This window comes from Microbacterium meiriae (genome assembly GCF_025143875.1).
GTDB classification, from domain to species: domain Bacteria; phylum Actinomycetota; class Actinomycetes; order Actinomycetales; family Microbacteriaceae; genus Microbacterium; species Microbacterium meiriae.
The window spans coordinates 135,396-152,295 of record NZ_JAMBDU010000001.1 but is presented as its reverse complement, the minus strand read 5'-3'; the positions used below and the strand labels follow the sequence as shown (position 1 = coordinate 152,295).

Sequence of the window (16,900 nt, the reverse complement as noted above, 5' to 3'; positions counted from 1 at the left end):
TAGACTGGTCAGCTATGTCTGATGGCCCCCTGATCGTCCAGAGCGACCGCACCGTGCTCCTCGAGGTCGCCCACGCCGACGCCGAGAGCGCCCGCCACGAGCTCGCGATCTTCGCCGAGCTGGAGCGCGCACCCGAGCACATCCACACCTACCGGATCACGCGGCTCGGGCTGTGGAACGCCCGCGCCGCCGGACATACCGCCGAGGACATGCTGGAGACGCTCGACCGGTGGTCGCGCTTTCCCGTCCCGCCCTCGGTCGCCGTCGACCTGCGCGAGACGGTCAACCGGTACGGCCGCCTGGTCATCGAGCGCGACGATGAAGGCGTGCTCATCCTGCGCTCGACCGACCCCGCCGTGCTGGCCCAGGTCGCGAACAACAAGCGCATCCAGCCGCTGCTCATCGGGCACCCGACCCCGGAGACGTTCGTCGTGGACGCCTGGGCCCGCGGGCAGATCAAGCAGGAGCTGCTGAAGATCGGCTGGCCGGCGGAGGACCTCGCCGGCTACACGCCAGGAACCCCTCACGAGATCGAGCTCGCCGAGGACGGGTGGGCCATCCGTCCGTATCAGCAGGACGCCGTCGACGCCTTCTCGAAGGACGGCTCCGGCGTGGTCGTGCTCCCCTGCGGTGCGGGCAAGACGATCGTCGGCGCCGGGGCCATGGCGGCCACCAAGACGACGACCCTCATCCTCGTGACGAACACGGTGTCCGCGCGGCAGTGGCGGGACGAGCTGCTCAAGCGCACCAGCCTCACCCCCGAGGAGATCGGCGAGTACTCCGGGCAGGCCAAGGAGGTCAAACCCGTCACGATCGCGACGTACCAGATCCTCACCGCGAAGCGGAAGGGCGAGTACGCGCACCTCGCCCTCCTCGACGCGCTGGACTGGGGCCTCATCGTGTACGACGAGGTGCACCTGCTGCCGGCGCCCGTGTTCAAGCTCACCGCCGACCTCCAGGCCCGCCGCCGGATCGGCCTCACCGCGACCCTGGTCCGCGAGGACGGCCGCGAGGGCGACGTCTTCAGCCTGATCGGCCCGAAGCGCTTCGACGCCCCCTGGAAGCAGATCGAGGCGCAGGGCTTCATCTCCCCCGCCGCCTGCTTCGAGGTGCGAGTCGACCTTCCCCCGGCGGACCGCCTGGAGTACGCGGCGGCCACCGACGACGAGCGCTACCGGCTCGCGGCCTCCGCCCCGGCCAAGATCGACGCGGTGCGCGAGCTGATCGCGGCTCACCAGGGCGAGCAGATCCTCGTCATCGGCCAGTACCTCGACCAGCTCGACGCGCTCTCGCAGGCGCTCGATGCCCCGCAGATCACCGGGTCCACTCCGGTCGAGGAGCGGGAAGAGCTGTACCGGGCATTCCGGGAGGGCGACATCTCGCTGCTCGTGGTGTCCAAGGTCGCGAACTTCTCCATCGACCTCCCCGAGGCATCGGTCGCCATCCAGGTGTCCGGCTCGTTCGGCTCCCGGCAGGAGGAGGCCCAGCGTCTCGGGCGCCTTCTCCGTCCGAAGCAGTCCGGCCACACCGCGAGCTTCTACACGCTCGTGGCACGCGACACGATCGACCAGGACTACGCGCAGAACCGGCAGCGGTTCCTCGCGGAGCAGGGGTACAGCTACACGATCATGGACGCCGAGGCGATCGCCGCCTGACGGCGGTGACGGCCGCTCAGCCGCGCAGCATCCGCGGGAGCTGATGCGTGCCCGCGGCGCCGTCGGTGATCGCTGCGGTCCGCTCGATGCCCCGGCGGCGGGCCCAGCGGTCGGCGACGACGGCGAAGACGAGCATCGCCAGCGCGGAGCCGAGGAGATCGACGGGCGTGCCCGAGGTCGCGTTCGCATCGACCACGGCGACGGAGCCGAGCAGGAAGATCAGCAGATTGTTGACGATGTGGAGCGAGATCGCCGCCTCCAGACCGCCCGTGCGCCACGTCAGCCAGGCGGCGACGACGGCGAAGAGGCCGACGCTCGCCGCACCCCAGACGTCGTAGCCGTGCCCCAGCACGAACAGCGGCACCGGCAGCAGGATCGCGAAGGCGGGGTGCCTCAGCCAGCTCCCGACGAGCTGCATGAGGTACCCCCGGAAGACGTACTCCTCCGCTGCGGCCTGGAACGGGATCAGCACGAGCAGGAGCACCACCATGAGCAGCAGCCCCGGGTGGGAGAAGTCGGGCGTCACCGCGTCGCCGGCGGCGGCCGACCAGCCGAGCACCACGGCGAAGTAGACCACGAACACGGCGAGCGCCAGCACGAGGGTCCGGCCGAGCCACCCCATCCGCAGCCGCCCGGTGACCGAGGAGAGCAGGCCGACGCCCCGCCCCTGCACCACCCGCGAGGCGAGCAGCAGCGCCGGGATCATGAGGATGAGCGGGAGCACGAGCGCCACGAGGAGCCACGGACGGTCGAGCTGGAAGTAGGCGGTGGTCCGGAACATCATCTGCAGTTCCGCCGCCCAGCCCGGGACGAGGGCGGACACGACGACCAGCGGCACGATCACGAGCACGAGGATCGCGAGGTAGAACGCGATGCCGAGGAGCCCGGTGAGCAGCGGCTTCCACCACCGGGGGCGCGGGCGGAGGAGCGCCAGACGGTGGTACTCGAGCCCTCCGTCGGACCCCTCAGGAGACGCGGCGGACGGGGTGACGGGGGCGGCGGTGGCGTCCTCGATCGAACTCATGCCTCGATCCTCCCCCGACCGCCTGTGCAGCACATCCACCTGCCGACGGATCGACCGCATCCACGCCGTTCCGCAGGATAATCAGCCCGCGCATGGCCGAAGTCACCATAATGGGGTCATGACTGCTGCGCGCATCCTGGTCGTCGACGACGAGCCCAACATCCGCGACCTGCTCTCCACGGGTCTCAGCTTCGCCGGGTTCCAGGTGAAGACGGTGGCCAACGGCGCCGCCACGATCTCCGCCGTCCTCGAAGAGGAGCCGGACCTCATCATCCTCGACGTCATGCTCCCCGACATGAACGGGTTCAGCGTGACCAAGCGCCTCCGCGGCGCCGGCTTCACCGCACCCATCCTCTTCCTCACGGCCAAGGACGGCACGGAGGACAAGATCGAGGGACTCAACGCCGGCGGCGACGACTACGTCACCAAGCCGTTCAGCCTGGACGAGATCGTCGCCAGGGCCCAGGCCATCCTCCGCCGCACGATGCAGGCCGACGAGGAGTCGATCATCCGCGCCGGCGAGCTGTCGATGGACCAGGACACGCACGACGTGCACGTCGGCAAGGAGCCGATCGACCTGAGCCCGACCGAGTTCAAGCTCCTGCGCTACCTCATGCTGAACCCGAACCGGGTGCTGTCGAAGGCGCAGATCCTCGACCATGTCTGGGAGTACGACTTCAACGGCGATGCCGGCATCGTGGAGAGCTACATCTCGTACCTCCGCCGCAAGATCGACCCGCACACCGAGGAGTCGCTGATCCAGACGAAGCGCGGCTTCGGGTACATGCTCAAGGTGGGCAAGACGGTCTGAGACCGTCAAGTCCGCACCCGCCGTCCCCGGACGGCACCGCCGTCGCAGCAGGGAGGACCGCATGGCGCACAAGCCGGATGCGGTCACCGCGTGGTGGCGGCGCATCAGCCTCCGCGCCAAGGTCACCGGCGTCACCGTGGCCGTCCTCGCGCTCGGCCTCCTCGTCGCGGGCATCGGGACCGTACCGCTGCTGCGGAACGCCCTGGTGGAGAACATCAACGCGCAGCTCCCTGCGCTGGTGACCAGCGACCTCGTCAACCGGTACTTCGACACGACGACGATCGACGGCGTCACCACCTACACGCCGAGAGACGAGAAGCCGCGTGACTTCTCGTTCGCGGTCTACGACGCGGAGGGCACCCTCCGCGCGACCGCGCCGAGCGCGTCGGGCCGAGCTCCGGTCTTCCCCGCCGAGTACTCGCTCTCCGACGCCCAGGCGAATGAGGAGCAGGTCCTCGCGCTCGAGGACGCGGACGGCGGCGTCTACCACGCTGCTGCCGCGGTCGTGCAGCAGGAGGGCGACCCGCTCAGCATCCAGATGGTGGCGCTCCCCCTCGCCGAAGCCGACCGCATCATCAGTCAGTACTTCGGCATCTACATCACCATCGCCCTCATCACGATCTTCGTCGCAGCGCTGCTCACCCGCGGCCTCGTGACGCTGACCTTCCGACGGCTCGGGCAGGTGGAGCAGACCGCCATGTCGATCGCCGCCGGCGACTTCCGACAGCGGCTCACCGACCTGGAGCCGACCACCGAGGTCGGCCGCCTCAATGCGGCCATCAACACGATGCTGGACCGCGTCGACCGGTCCCTCGCCCAACGCGACCGCACGGTGCAGCACATGCGCCGGTTCATCGGAGACGCCAGTCACGAGCTGCGGACCCCGCTCGTCAGCGTGCGCGGGTACGCCGAGCTGTACCGCATGGGCGCGATCAAGGGCGAGGAGGACACCGCTCGGGCGATGGAGCGCATCGAGAAGGAGGCGATCCGCATGGGCGTGCTCGTGGAGGATCTCCTCGCGCTCGCACGGCTGGACGAGGAGCGCGAGCCGGAGATCGTCCCTCTCGACCTCCGCCCCATCGCCCGCGACGCCGCCCTCGACGTGCGCGCCGCGGCGCCCGGACGCGTGATCTCCGTGATCGACCGGACGGTCGAGAACGTCCCGACCGCCCCCATCCGCACGCCCGTGGTGCCCATCGCCCAGGACCCCGCACCCAAGACCCGGCCCCGGGCCACCCTGTCGCGGCTGCGCCGCCGTCCGCGCACGGCGGAGCAGCCCCCCGCCATCGACTTCACCGAGGTCGCGGACATCCCGGTCCGGACGCCGCCGATCGTGCTCGGCGAGGAGAACAAGGTCCGCCAGGTGGTCACGAATCTCCTGGGGAACGCGCGCCGCTTCTCCCCGGAGGACAGTCCGATCGAGATCGTGGTGGACTCGGACCGCGTCGCCGGGACCGCGAGCATCTCGATCGTCGATCACGGCGAGGGTGTCCCCCCGCAGATCCGGGAGCAGATCTTCGAGCGGTTCTGGCGCGCCGACACGTCCCGGGCACGGGAGACCGGTGGATCCGGTCTCGGGCTCGCCATCGTCGCCTCCATCCTCAAGGCTCTGAACGGCGACATCGCGGTCTCCGAGAGCCCTGGAGGCGGAGCCACCTTCACCGTGACGCTGCCACTGGCGCCGGCGCGCTCGACCCCGGAGCATCTCCTCGAGGACACGCAGCCGCTCGACCGCCTCGACCTGCCGTAACCGCCTCTTCTGCACAGTCGGCTCGCACCGCGGCGTTCTCCCGTCCGCGGTGCCGCGCTCCCTCTCCGGGCGCCCCGGGACTGCCGCCTGCGTATCGTCGGGGTTTCCTCGAAGGGAGTTCCCATGACCGTCTTCACCGTCGACACCGACGCCGTCCACGCGGCCGAAGCCGCGACGCGCGCCACCATCGAGCGTCTGCGCGCCGAATCCGCCACCCTCATGTCGCAGCTCAGGCACTTGCAGACCGCCTGGGTCGGCACCGCCGCCACGGCGTTCCAGGGGTGCGCGGAGGAGTGGCAGGGCGCCCAGCAGCACGTCGAGCTCGTCCTGGACGGTATCGGCACCTCGCTCGGCGCCGTGGCCACCCAGTACGCCGACGCAGATCAGTACTCGGCGAGCCTGTTCCGCTGAGGGACACGCAGAAAGCCCCCGGCCGGAGCCGGGGGCTTTCTGTCGGTGAGACCGGGGTCTCCGATCCTGTCAGAGGATCAGAAGTCCATGCCGCCCGTGGGGTCACCCGCGGGAGCAGCAGCCTTCTCCGGCTTGTCGGCGACGACGGCCTCCGTCGTCAGGAACAGACCGGCGATCGACGCGGCGTTCTGCAGCGCGGAACGCGTGACCTTCGCCGGGTCGATGATGCCCTGTGCGAACATGTCGCCGTACTCGCCGCTGGCGGCGTTCAGGCCCTGGCCCGCGGGGAGCTCGGACACCTTGTTGGCGACGACGCCCGGCTCGAGACCGGCGTTCAGCGCGATCTGCTTCAGCGGAGCCTCGATCGCGACGCGCACGATGTTCGCACCGGTCGCCTCGTCGCCCTCGAGCGAGAGAGCGTCGAGCGCCTTCGTGCCGGACTGGATGAGCGCGACGCCACCACCGGGGACGATGCCCTCCTCGACGGCCGCCTTCGCGTTGCGGACGGCGTCCTCGATGCGGTGCTTGCGCTCCTTGAGCTCGACCTCGGTCGCAGCGCCGGCCTTGATGACGGCCACGCCACCGGCGAGCTTCGCCAGGCGCTCCTGCAGCTTCTCGCGGTCGTAGTCGCTGTCGGTGTTCTCGATCTCGCGACGGATCTGCGTGACGCGACCCTCGATCTGGTCGGCCTCGCCGGCACCCTCGACGATCGTGGTCTCGTCCTTGGTGACGATGACCTTGCGCGCACGGCCGAGCAGGTCGAGCGTGGCGTTCTCGAGCTTGAGGCCCACCTCTTCGGTGATGACCTGGCCGCCCGTGAGGATCGCGATGTCCTGCAGCTGCGCCTTACGGCGGTCGCCGAAGCCGGGAGCCTTGACGGCGACCGACTTGAAGATGCCCTTGAGCTTGTTCAGCACGAGGGTCGCGAGGGCCTCACCCTCGACGTCCTCGGCGATGATGACGAGCTCCTTGCCGTCCTGGATCACCTTGTCGACGATGGGCAGGAGGTCCTTGATGTTGGAGACCTTCTGGTTCGCGATGAGGATGTACGGGTCCTCGAAGACGGCTTCCTGGCGCTCCGGGTCCGTGACGAAGTACGGGTTCAGGTAGCCCTTGTCGAAGCGCATGCCCTCGGTGAGCTCGAGCTCGGTGCCGAAGGTCTGCGACTCCTCGACGGTGACCACACCCTCCTTGCCGACCTTGTCGATGGCCTCGGCGATGAGCTCGCCGATCGCCGGGTCGGCGGCCGAGATGGAGGCGGTCGCGGCGATCTGCTCCTTGGAGTCGATCTCCTTCGCCGTGCTCAGCAGCTCCTCGGTGATCGCGGCGACGGCCTTCTCGATGCCGCGCTTGAGCGAGATGGGGTCGGCGCCGGCCGCGACGTTGCGCAGCCCCTCGCGGACCAGGGCCTGGGCGAGCACCGTGGCGGTCGTCGTGCCGTCACCGGCGACGTCGTCGGTCTTCTTGGCGACCTCCTTGACGAGCTCCGCGCCGATCTTCTCGTACGGGTCGTCCAGCTCGATCTCCTTGGCGATGGAGACACCGTCGTTCGTGATCGTGGGGGCGCCCCACTTCTTCTCGAGCACGACGTTGCGACCACGCGGGCCGAGGGTCACCTTGACCGCGTCGGCGAGGATGTTGAGGCCACGCTCGAGGCCGCGGCGGGCCTCCTCATCGAAGGCGATGATCTTTGCCATGAGTTTTGTCGTCCCTCCTGGACGTAGACGGTGGGTTTAGCACTCAGAGTGAGAGAGTGCTAACGCCATTCTGGCACTCGACACCATCGAGTGCAAGCCGCACGATCCGGGAGGGAGACGGGCGTCAGGGCGCGGGAGTCTCGGGCACCGACGCGGCCCGGTCGACGCCGATCACGATGGTGAGCTGCTTCTGCCCGTCCTCCGTCTGGCCGGCGTAGTAGTCGCTCTGCTGCACCTCGGCACCGCCGATGACGCCGGCGAGGCCCTTCGCCGCCTCCTCGTCCTCGGCGCTGACGTAGTAGACGGTCGTGGTCTCGAAGTCGTCGCTGGCGCTGTCGCTGGCGAGCACGGTCGCCGCCGCCCACCCGGCGTTGATGAGGGTGTCGCGCATCTGATCGTCCAGCCCGCTGTCCGGGGTCGCGTTGAGGATGAGCACCGAATAGCTCGGGTCGATCACCCCGGTCTGCTCAGGCGTGGGGGCCGCGGACGGCGCCGCCTCCGGGAAGAGGTCGATCCGTCCCATGACGGCCAGGGCGCCGAAGATGCCGGCGATGATGAGCACGAGAGCGGCGACGAACGACCACAGCAGCACGACCCAGCCGTTCATGCCCGGGGCTTCGGCGCGGTGTGCTCCCACGCGTCCGGTGGAACGGGGGACCTCGTCGAAACGGTCACGGGGGGGCTTGGACACCCCTCGATGCTAGCGGCACGTCCCTGGCAAACCGTTCCGCGACGAGCCCGATCGCGTGCCGCGGGTCGGGTCAGCCCGTGAAGCCGGGGACCCGCGCCGACCGCCGGGCGCTCCTGGCATCCCGCAGCCGACGCAGGCGGCCGACGAGGATCGGATCGAAGGCGAGGGCCGCCTCCGAGTCGATGAGCCGACCGAGGAGCTGGTAGTAGCGCGCCGCACTCATCCCCAGCCGCGTACGGATGACCTCCTCCTTCATGCCGCCGTGGCGCGGCCAGGCGGCCTCCAGGGCGAGGATCGCGCGATCGCGCTCCGTGAGGTGGTCTGCGGGCATGTCCTCAGGTTAGGTCGTGGTCGGCGTTTCGCCCGCGCGCCACTCCCACCGGGCGCCGAGCGGATCGGCAGCGGCGCGCACCCGACCGTCGAGCGCGACGACGAACCCGGGCCACGTCTCCGCGGCGACCGGCGGATCCCAGACGTCGAGCAGGGCGGGCGGGTCGATCGTGACCCAGTGCGCGGGGAGCGCCGCGATCCTCGCGACCAGCGCCTCCCGCTCCGCCCGCGGGATGTGCACGAGAACGCCCGGCGTCGTGATCACCAGCGTGGCGTCCGCCGGGGCGGCCCGCGCCAGGTCCTCCAGGTGGACAGCCGCGTCTCCGGCGACGAGAAGAGGCGGGTCGGCGGCCGCGATGTCGAGAGCGGCCGTGATGCGCTGCTCCCTCCCCTCCTCGCCCGGCCACACGAGAGCGCGCAGCCAGCGCCGATCCTCGTCGTCGGCGGCGTCCAGCGGCGCGAGGTCGATCCCCGCACGCCACACGACCTCGGGCATCCGCAGCGACGGCAGGTCGCCGGAGACGACGCTCTCGAGCACCACCGACGAGGGGCCGTCGAGGGGATCGAGCGCCTGACGGACGAGCCCGTCTCCGTCGATGACGCGATACGAATAGCGATCGGGGTACAGGCAGAGGCCGGCGGAGGCGCCGACCTCCAGCAGAGCGAGGGGTCCGTCGATCTCGGAGAGCACCGGGAGCAGCGCGGCGGTACGCAGCGGCTCGTTGGTCTGGAGCGCGCGCCGTGTGCATTCCTCGACGAGCCGGTCGGCGTGCGCGAGGACGAAGCGACGCCACTCCGAGTACGGCCCATGACCGGCTCCGAGCAGGCGGGACACGGCGAAGACGAGGGGAGGCTGACGTCGGGTCGCGGGGATCCGCTGGAGGAGGCGTGTGATCTCCTGGTCTTCGGCGACCCCCGTCGCCCACTCCGCATACAGGGCGCTGCGCCCCGGCGCCTCCATCGCGGCGAATCGGGCATAGCGCTCGTGCACGGCGTCGGTCATTCGTCCATTCTGACGCGGAGCGCCACGAAGGCTCCGCACAAGGGAGAATGGAAGGGACTCAGGAGGACACGATGCCCTACAGCGTGAACAAGACCGAAGACGAGTGGCGCGAAGAGCTCGGCGAGGAGCAGTACGCCGTGCTGCGCCAGGCGGCGACCGAGCGCGCCTGGACCGGTGAGCTGCTCGACGAGGAGCGCGCCGGCCTCTACACCTGCGGCGCCTGCGGTGCGGAGCTCTTCAAGAGCGGCACCAAGTTCGACTCGGGCTGCGGCTGGCCGAGCTTCTACGAGTCGGTCCGCCCGGACGCGGTGGAGCTGCTCGAGGACGACAGCCTCGGCATGGTCCGTACCGAGGTCCGGTGCGCGTCGTGCGGCTCGCACCTCGGCCACGTCTTCCCGGACGGCTTCGGCACGCCCACCGGTGACCGCTACTGCATGAACTCGATCGCGCTGAACTTCACTCCCGACGAGTCGTGAGCGCCCTCGACGCCGTCCGCGCACGGCAGTCCTGGTCGAAGGTCGGCGACACCGCTCCCGGACGTGAGGAGCTGGTGACGCTCGTCGGCGCCGCCGGCCGCGTCGCCGACCACTCGTCGCTGCGCCCCTGGCGTCTGATCGAACTCCGCGGCGCGGACCGTGAGGCGCTCGGCGCCGCGATCGCCGAGGCGCAGGGGGACGCGGAGCCGTCCACGAAGCCGCTGCGTGCTCCGCTCCTCATCGCGGTGGTCGCGAGCTACCGCCCGAGCGAGAAGGTACCGCGCTGGGAGCAGGAGGCGGTGGCGTCCGGCGTCGCCCATGTGCTGAGCCTGCTGCTCGATGAGGCGGGGTGGGGCGTCATCTGGCGCACTGGGCACTACACGCGCTCGGAGCCGGTCGCGCGGATGCATGGACTGGGTCCGGACGAGGAACTCCTCGGGTGGCTCTACATCGGCGCGAAGCCGGAGGGCAAGAGCCCGGGCCGACGCAAGACCGTCGACGCCCGCACCCTCCTGACCCGCCCGCCGAAGCTCTCCGCCGAAGCCCGGGCGGCTGCGGAGGAAGCCGCGCGGGAGGCCGCGGACAAGAAGGCCGCCACGGCGGAGAAGAAGGCCCGCAAGAAGGCCCGCAAGAAGGCGAAGAAGAAGGCGAAGAAGGCCGCCAGGAAGAGCGGTTCCTAGAGCCGGCGGCGACGCCAGGGCACCGCGACGAGGACCGAGCCGACCGCAACGATCACCATCGCGATCACCTGCCACAGTGCCGGTCCCGCCTGCGCCGGCCAGAGCAGGTCGATCACGACGGACGTGACGAGCTGCCCGAGCACCGAGCCCAGGCCCATCAGCAGCACGCCCGTGTGCGCGACGATGAACGCGCCGAGCAGGATGTACCCCGCTCCCAGGAACCCGCCGAGGTAGAGCCAGGGCTCGGTCGGCAGCGCGGCTGGCCACCCCCGCACCGCGACGCTGGTGCCGGCGGCGACCGCCAGCACCAGGGTGCCCGCGATGAAGCTCATCAGGGTGGCGGCGATCGGCGACTGCACGCGCTGGGCCAGCCGCCCGTTGGTCGCCGCCTGCCAGGCGATGCCCACGCCGGCGGCGAACGGAAGCAGCAGCATCCACAGCGGGGCGGTCGCGAGCACATCGCCGGAGAGGGAGATGCCGACCGCGGCGAGGGCCAGCACGCCGCCCATCACGCGACCGGGGGTCACGGCCACGACGCCGGCCGGGCCGAAGCCGATGCGGTCGAGGACGAGGCCGTGCAGGGTCTGTCCCGCGACGACGCCGACGGTGAAGAGCGAGACGCCGAGGATCCCCGCCGTCAACCCCTGAGTGGACACGGTGAGCGCACCGCAGGCACCGCCGAGGAGCATCCAGAACGGGATGCTGCGCTCCCGGATCCCCCGTCCGAGGCGCATCGCGCCGCGCCGGGCGAAGGGCAGGAACGAGATGACCACGGCGAGCGCCACGAGCCCGACGGCGAAGGACAGGAAACCGGCGACGATGCCGTTGTCGACGCGCACGCCCAGCACGCCGTTGATGCGCGCCTGGACCGCGGTCATGACCCCGATCGCGACGGCTCCCCCGAGGGCCAGAGGAGCGGGGAGTCGGCGGGCGGGGGTCACCTGTCGACACTATCGGAGCGACGCAGCCCACCCGTCCTCCCCCACACGGTCCTCCCGGAGGACGATCCCACCGCTTCCGGGAATCGTCCTCCGGGAGGACGCGCCGCGACCCGCCGATCCGTAGCGTGGAGCCCATGATCACCGCAGAAGGCCTCACCAAGAGATTCGGGGACAAGACCGCCGTGGACGGCGTGTCCTTCACCGTGCAGCCCGGCAGCGTCACCGGCTTCCTCGGACCGAACGGCGCAGGGAAGTCGACGACCATGCGCATGATCGTCGGGCTCGACCGTCCGACGGCCGGGACGGCGACCGTCGCCGGGCGGGAGTACCGCAAGCTCCGCGCACCGCTCACCGAGGTGGGCGTGCTGCTGGATGCGAAGGCGGTGCACACCGGACGGACGGCGCGCGATCACCTCCGCGCGATGGCCGCCACGCACGGCATCCCCACCTCCCGCGTCGACGAGGTCATCGAGCTCGCCGGCATCGGCTCGGTCGCCCGGAAGCGCGCCGGGAAGTTCTCCCTCGGCATGGGGCAGCGCCTGGGGATCGCCTCCGCACTGCTGGGCGATCCGCATACCCTCATCCTCGACGAGCCCGTCAACGGCCTCGACCCCGAGGGCGTCCGCTGGGTGCGGCAGTTCGTGCGACACGCCGCCTCCGAGGGCCGGACGGTGCTGCTGTCGAGTCACCTCATGAGCGAGATGGCGCAGACCGCCGACCATGTCATCGTGATGGGACGGGGCAAGGTCCTCGCCGATGCCCCGCTCGCCGAGCTGGTCCGTTCGTGGACGACCAACCGCGTGCGCGTGCGGACGCCGCGCCCGACCGACCTCGTGGCCGCCGTGGGCGGTCCCGACGTGGAGATCGTCAGCGCGGCTCCCGATCTGCTCGACATCGCTGGGATCCCGGCGGCGCGCATCGGCGACCTCGCCGCGGAGCGGGGGATCCCGCTGCACGAACTCACCCCGACCACCGGATCCCTCGAAGAGGCCTACCTCGCCCTCACCGGCGACGCCGTCGAGTACCGCACGAAGGAGCTCTCATGACCGCCGCCCCCGCCGTGACGACCCCGGCCGTCGCACCCCCCGCCGCCGACTCCGGCCGGCGCCTCACGTTCGCGCGCGCAGTGCGAGGCGAGGCCATCAAGCTCACCACCCTCCGGTCGACGTGGTGGTCCATCGCGATCGCCGCCGTGCTCACGATCGGCATCGCCGTCCTCATCGCCCAGGCGATCGACGCCCCCGGGTTCGACCCGATCCAGGCCGTCGTCATGCCTATCCAGTTCACGATGCTGCTCGCCGGCATCATCGGCGCGATCTCGGTGACCGGGGAGTACTCCACGGGCATGATCCGCTCGACGCTGACAGCCGACCCGATCCGCGGGTCCGTGCTGCTGGCGAAGTCGCTCGTGCTCGCGGGCTTCCTGTTCGTGTCGTCGCTGGTCATCTTCGGTGCCGCGGCGGCGGCCGTCTCCGCCGTGGTCGCGGGACGCGAGCGGGGCATCGACTGGTCGGACCCCTCGAGCTCCGTCCTGCCGATCGTGGTCGCCTCGCTCGCCATGGCCGTCTTCGCGCTGATCGGTGTGGCCTTCGGCTTCATCCTGCGCTCGGGCGCCGGGGCGATCGCGGCGACGGTCGGTCTGCTGTTCGTGCTCCCGATCGTCGCGAGCTTCTTCTCGATGGCCGGCGAGGCCTGGGCCTGGGTGATCGACGCCTCGGCCTACCTGCCGGTCGCCGCCGCGCAGAACGCGATCCTGCCCGGTGACACGGCGACGCTCGACGCTCCGGTCGCCTACCTCACGCTGGGCTGCTGGGTGGTCGGCGGCCTGCTGGCCGCCTGGGCCGTCCTCCGCACGCGCGACGCGTAGGACACCGGGTGCCGGCGACGCGACGCGGAACGGACACCGTCCGGGAGGACGAGGGGCTACGGCTCCCTCGTCCTCCCGGGGTGTTCCGTCGTTTCTGGGCGCGCCATCCCGTCCTCGCCGACGTCCTGCTCACCCTGCTCTGCATCATCCTCACGATCACCCCCGCCGCGCGCATCGATGACGCCGACCGCGGGCCCGTCGGGCTCGTGCTCGCCGCCCTGCTGCCGCTGTGCGTGATCGCGGCGTGCGCCACCCTGCTCTGGCGTCGACGGAAGCCCTGGCTTCCCGCGGTCGCGGCGATCCTGCTCGAAGCCTTCCTCCTGTTCACCGCCCTGCCCGGGAGCAGCCCGCTCCTGCTGATCGCCGGTTACTCCCTCGCCGTCTACCGCTCCGCCCGCGCGGCGTGGACGGCCTTCGGCATCGGGGTCGCGACGACCGCCTCCGGGGCCGGGCTCCTCCTCTGGGCCGGCGTCTTCACCCTTCAAGAGGCGGTCAACGCGCTCCTCGGCACGGTCGTACTCGGGCTCATCGGCACCCTGATCGGCGCGAACGTGGGCAACCGCAAACGCTATCTGGACGCCGTCATCGATCGCTCGCGGCAGCTTCTCGTGGAGCGGGATCAGCAGGCGCAGCTCGCCGCAGCCGCCGAGCGCGCGCGGATCGCGCGGGAGATGCACGACATCGTGTCGCACTCCCTGACCGTGGTCGTGGCGCTGTCCGAGGGAGCGGCCGCCACCCCGGACCGAGAGCAGGCCCGCGCAGCCGCCACCTCCGCGGCGGACACCGCCCGCAGCGCGCTCACCCAGATGCGGGCGATGCTCGGCGTGCTGCGAGACGACGACGCGCCGCTGCTCCTCGCGCCGGTGTCTCCCGCGTCACCGCAGGAGACCGTCGCGGCGGCGCAGCGGACCGGGTATCCGGTCACCCTCGCCACAGCCGGTCAGGCGGAGGTGTCGTCCGACGTGGCCCATGCCCTCGGCCGGATCGTGCAGGAGGGGCTGACGAACGCGATGCGGCACGCGCCGACGGCGACCACGGCGTCCGTGCGCCTCGAGTACACGCCCGCTACCGTGAGGGTGGAGATCGTCAACGACGGCGTGGCCGGGGCTCCCACTGAGGGCGGCTTCGGACTACGAGGGCTCACGGAGCGCGCCGCGCACGTCCGCGGCACCCTGGAGTCCCGGCCGGACGGCGAGGGGCGATGGACCCTGCGGGCTGTCCTGCCGACGTCGGCCGAGGCCCCGGCCGTGTCGCCGGGCGGAGAGGAGAACACATGACAGCGCCGATCCGCGTGCTCCTGGTCGACGATCAGGAGCTGATCCGTCTGGGTTTCCGCATGGTCCTGGAGGCGGAGCCCGACATCGTCGTCATCGGAGAAGCCGCCGACGGGAACGCCGCGATCGCCCAGAGCGCTGCCCTCGCCCCTGACCTCGTACTCATGGACATCCGCATGCCGGAGCTCGACGGGATCGCCGCGACGAGAGCCATCGTCGGCGCGCATCCCGAGACGAGGGTGCTCGTCCTCACGACGTTCGATCTCGATGAGTACGCCTTCGGTGCGATCCGCGCCGGCGCCAGCGGCTTCCTCCTGAAGGACGCCCAGCGCCACGAGATGCTCTCCGCGGTCCGTGCCGTGCACCGCGGCGACGCCGCCCTGGCGCCGCGGGTGACCCGCATGCTGTTGGAGCATGTCGGTCCGCAGCTCGGAAGCACCGCGCCCGCGGCCGAGGCGGTCGACGACGCCGGATACCGTTCCCTGACCGACCGCGAGCAGGAGGTCTTCCTCGCGATGGGAACGGGACTCTCCAACGCCGAGATCGCGGCGACCCTCTACGTCGGCGAGTCCACGGTCAAGACGCACGTCGGCCGCATCCTGGCCAAGCTCGGGGCACGGGACCGGATCCACGCCGTGATCCTCGCGCACCGGCTCGGGCTCGTCGGGCGGTGAGGCCGGGTCAGCTCTGAGGCGGCGTCCAGGCCGACACGCGGTTCAGGCGCTCGACCTCCTCGGACGACAGCTCCAGCCGCGCTCCGGCGAGCAGATCCGGAACCTGATCCACCGTCCGAGCGCTGGCGATGGGCGCCACCACGGTCGGCTGCGCCCGCAGCCAGGCCAGAGCCGTCGCGGCGACGGATGCGTCGTGCGCGGCGCCGATCTCATCCAGCGCGTCGATGATCCGAAGTCCAGCCGCGGTGGCGTACTTCGCGGCTCTGGCGGCGCGCGGCGACCCTTCTCCCCCGGCATCCGTCGAGCGGTACTTGCCGGTCAGGAAGCCGCTCGCCAGCGCGTAATAAGGCACGAGGCCCAGCCCGAACTCCTCGGCGACGGGGATGATGGTGTCCTCGACGTCGTTGCGGTGCACGAGGTTGTAATGCGGCTGGATGGCGACGAGGCGCGCGACGCCGAGCCGGTCGGCGATGTCGATCCACTGCCGGATGCGGTCGGCCGTGTAGTTCGACACCGCCACGTGCCGCACGAGTCCGTCCGTGACGAGGGCGCCGAACGCCTCGACCGTCTCCTCCAGCGGCACCGACTCATCGTCGAAGTGCGCGTAGTAGAGGTCGATCTCGTCCACGCCGAGGCGAGCGAGGGACGCCTCCGCCGCGCGGCGGACGTTCCCGGCCGAGAGGCCGCGGAAGTCGGGATGCTGGCTGACCTTGGTCGCCACGACGACACCCTGGGGCCGCCGCGACGCGAGCCACGCCCCGATGATCGTCTCGCTCTCGCCGCCCTCGTTGCCCGGCACCCAGGCACTGTAGGAGTCCGCCGTGTCGATGAAGTCGCCGCCCCCGTCGAGGAAGGTGTCGAGGACGGCGAACGACGCGTCACGGTCGGCGGTCCAGCCGAACACGTTGCCGCCGAGGGCGAGGGGGAAGACGTCGAGGTCACTGGAGCCGATGCGGGTCATGTCCGAGACAACCGCAGCGAGCGGCGCGAACATTCCCACGGGGGATCGGAAAAGATGCGCAGGTGGCCGGGGCGGGGTGCCGACCACCTGCACCCCAGTAACATAACACCCTCCGACGTGCTACGCGATATGCGGGCGCCCTGACATCACGGCGAACCTGCAGGATATCGGCGGCCCGCGTCCGCTCCGTGTCGCGCGTCGAGGTCTCGGATGTCCCGCTGCGCGCGCCGCAACGTGAGCGCGTACGCGATCGCCAACATCACGCTCACCGCTCCGACGGCCACCCGCATCACATCCAGGGCGCGCGCGTCCGTCAAGAGACCAGAGCCGAGCCACCAGGCGGCGCTCACCGTCCAGAAGACGGCGAGCACGATCGCCCACGTCCTCCGTCGCTGCAGTGCGAGCCGCTGCGGAATCAGCGACGGGTCGGACTCGTCCGCGGGTGCGCTCATGCGCAGAGCCTAGCGCTGGGGCCGTGGGCGCCGGTGAAGTGGGCTGCCCTCCTCACCTGGATGAACAGAAGGCCCGCATCCCCGGTGTTTCCCAGGGCATGCGGGCCTTCGCGTGCGGAGCCGACTACGGGACTCGAACCCGTAACCCCCGTATTACAAGTACGGTGCGCTACCAATTGCGCCAAGTCGGCGGATGCCATCAC

Annotated in this window: 18 protein-coding genes and 1 tRNA gene; 10 read left to right on the top strand and 9 right to left on the bottom strand. The window is 70.7% G+C overall.

Annotated elements, in window-relative coordinates:
* The first annotated feature begins 14 nt into the window (after positions 1-14).
* Complete coding sequence (locus M4D53_RS00765; protein ID WP_259951427.1) at positions 15-1,655, top strand: DNA repair helicase XPB; 1,641 nt, start codon at positions 15-17, stop codon at positions 1,653-1,655.
* A gap of 16 nt (positions 1,656-1,671) precedes the next feature.
* On the opposite strand, the gene M4D53_RS00760 is transcribed toward M4D53_RS00765, so the two are convergent.
* Entirely contained in the window at positions 1,672-2,679 is a 1,008-nt protein-coding gene (locus M4D53_RS00760) for a CPBP family intramembrane glutamic endopeptidase (RefSeq protein ID WP_259951426.1), read from the bottom strand.
* 118 nt (positions 2,680-2,797) lie between these two features.
* Between M4D53_RS00760 and M4D53_RS00755 the strand changes: the two genes are divergently transcribed.
* The 3 genes from M4D53_RS00755 (at position 2,798) to M4D53_RS00745 (ending at position 5,651) form a co-directional block, all read left to right on the top strand.
* Positions 2,798-3,490, top strand: a complete 693-nt coding sequence (locus M4D53_RS00755; protein ID WP_025105529.1) for a response regulator transcription factor — start codon at positions 2,798-2,800, stop codon at positions 3,488-3,490.
* A 61-nt stretch (positions 3,491-3,551) separates the two neighbouring features.
* Positions 3,552-5,240 (top strand): sensor histidine kinase, encoded by a 1,689-nt coding sequence (locus M4D53_RS00750; RefSeq protein ID WP_259951424.1) that lies wholly within the window; start codon positions 3,552-3,554, stop codon positions 5,238-5,240.
* Between the two features lie 123 nt (positions 5,241-5,363).
* The gene (locus tag M4D53_RS00745) at positions 5,364-5,651 is read left to right on the top strand and encodes a WXG100 family type VII secretion target (protein ID WP_187662068.1); all 288 of its coding nucleotides are present in this window, start codon (positions 5,364-5,366) and stop codon (positions 5,649-5,651) included.
* Between the two features lie 77 nt (positions 5,652-5,728).
* Here the strand turns inward: M4D53_RS00745 and groL are convergent, their stop codons facing one another.
* From groL to M4D53_RS00725, 4 genes are all read right to left on the bottom strand, one after another.
* Positions 5,729-7,348, bottom strand: a complete 1,620-nt coding sequence (gene groL / locus M4D53_RS00740) for a chaperonin GroEL (protein WP_025105526.1) — start codon at positions 7,346-7,348, stop codon at positions 5,729-5,731.
* A gap of 124 nt (positions 7,349-7,472) precedes the next feature.
* Positions 7,473-8,039, bottom strand: coding sequence for a LytR C-terminal domain-containing protein (locus M4D53_RS00735; RefSeq protein WP_311198669.1), 567 nt, complete (start codon positions 8,037-8,039; stop codon positions 7,473-7,475).
* A 70-nt stretch (positions 8,040-8,109) separates the two neighbouring features.
* Positions 8,110-8,370, bottom strand: coding sequence for a DUF3263 domain-containing protein (locus M4D53_RS00730; protein WP_259951423.1), 261 nt, complete (start codon positions 8,368-8,370; stop codon positions 8,110-8,112).
* A gap of 9 nt (positions 8,371-8,379) precedes the next feature.
* Positions 8,380-9,372: a DUF2332 domain-containing protein gene (locus M4D53_RS00725; RefSeq protein WP_259951422.1), complete on the bottom strand. Its 993-nt coding sequence runs from the start codon at positions 9,370-9,372 to the stop codon at positions 8,380-8,382.
* Positions 9,373-9,443: 71 nt separating this feature from the next.
* On the opposite strand from M4D53_RS00725, the gene msrB reads away from it, so the two are divergent.
* Together msrB and M4D53_RS00715 are read left to right on the top strand one after the other, a co-directional pair.
* Positions 9,444-9,848, top strand: coding sequence for a peptide-methionine (R)-S-oxide reductase MsrB (msrB, locus tag M4D53_RS00720; RefSeq protein WP_101848572.1), 405 nt, complete (start codon positions 9,444-9,446; stop codon positions 9,846-9,848).
* Entirely contained in the window at positions 9,845-10,528 is a 684-nt protein-coding gene (locus tag M4D53_RS00715; RefSeq protein WP_396818000.1) for a nitroreductase family protein, read from the top strand. The genes msrB and M4D53_RS00715 overlap by 4 nt, the downstream gene beginning before the upstream one ends.
* On the opposite strand, the gene M4D53_RS00710 is transcribed toward M4D53_RS00715, so the two are convergent.
* Positions 10,525-11,439 carry a DMT family transporter gene (locus M4D53_RS00710; RefSeq protein ID WP_187664202.1) on the bottom strand — a complete coding sequence of 305 codons (915 nt, stop codon included), beginning with the start codon at positions 11,437-11,439 and terminating at the stop codon, positions 10,525-10,527. The genes M4D53_RS00715 and M4D53_RS00710 overlap by 4 nt on opposite strands.
* 164 nt (positions 11,440-11,603) lie before the next feature.
* Here M4D53_RS00710 and M4D53_RS00705 point away from each other — a divergent pair, with 164 nt between their 5' ends.
* From M4D53_RS00705 to M4D53_RS00690, 4 genes are read left to right on the top strand one after another with little or no spacing between them, the layout of a single operon-like run.
* Positions 11,604-12,515: an ABC transporter ATP-binding protein gene (locus M4D53_RS00705; RefSeq protein ID WP_259951421.1), complete on the top strand. Its 912-nt coding sequence runs from the start codon at positions 11,604-11,606 to the stop codon at positions 12,513-12,515.
* Positions 12,512-13,336: an ABC transporter permease gene (locus M4D53_RS00700; protein WP_259951420.1), complete on the top strand. Its 825-nt coding sequence runs from the start codon at positions 12,512-12,514 to the stop codon at positions 13,334-13,336. Before M4D53_RS00705 ends, M4D53_RS00700 begins: the two co-directional genes overlap by 4 nt.
* Positions 13,337-13,344: 8 nt before the next feature.
* The gene (locus M4D53_RS00695; RefSeq protein WP_259951418.1) at positions 13,345-14,613 is read left to right on the top strand and encodes a sensor histidine kinase; all 1,269 of its coding nucleotides are present in this window, start codon (positions 13,345-13,347) and stop codon (positions 14,611-14,613) included.
* A complete protein-coding gene (locus tag M4D53_RS00690; protein ID WP_259951417.1) occupies positions 14,610-15,284 on the top strand; it encodes a response regulator transcription factor in 675 nt (224 codons plus the stop codon). Before M4D53_RS00695 ends, M4D53_RS00690 begins: the two co-directional genes overlap by 4 nt.
* A 7-nt stretch (positions 15,285-15,291) precedes the next feature.
* On the opposite strand, the gene M4D53_RS00685 is transcribed toward M4D53_RS00690, so the two are convergent.
* From M4D53_RS00685 to M4D53_RS00675, 3 genes are all read right to left on the bottom strand, one after another.
* Positions 15,292-16,245, bottom strand: a complete 954-nt coding sequence (locus M4D53_RS00685) for an aldo/keto reductase (RefSeq protein ID WP_259951416.1) — start codon at positions 16,243-16,245, stop codon at positions 15,292-15,294.
* 146 nt (positions 16,246-16,391) lie between these two features.
* On the bottom strand, positions 16,392-16,697 hold the full coding sequence (locus tag M4D53_RS00680; protein WP_259951414.1) for a hypothetical protein: 306 nt from the start codon (positions 16,695-16,697) through the stop codon (positions 16,392-16,394).
* A gap of 118 nt (positions 16,698-16,815) precedes the next feature.
* Positions 16,816-16,888 (bottom strand) — tRNA-Thr (locus M4D53_RS00675).
* Between the last annotated feature and the right edge of the window lie 12 nt (positions 16,889-16,900).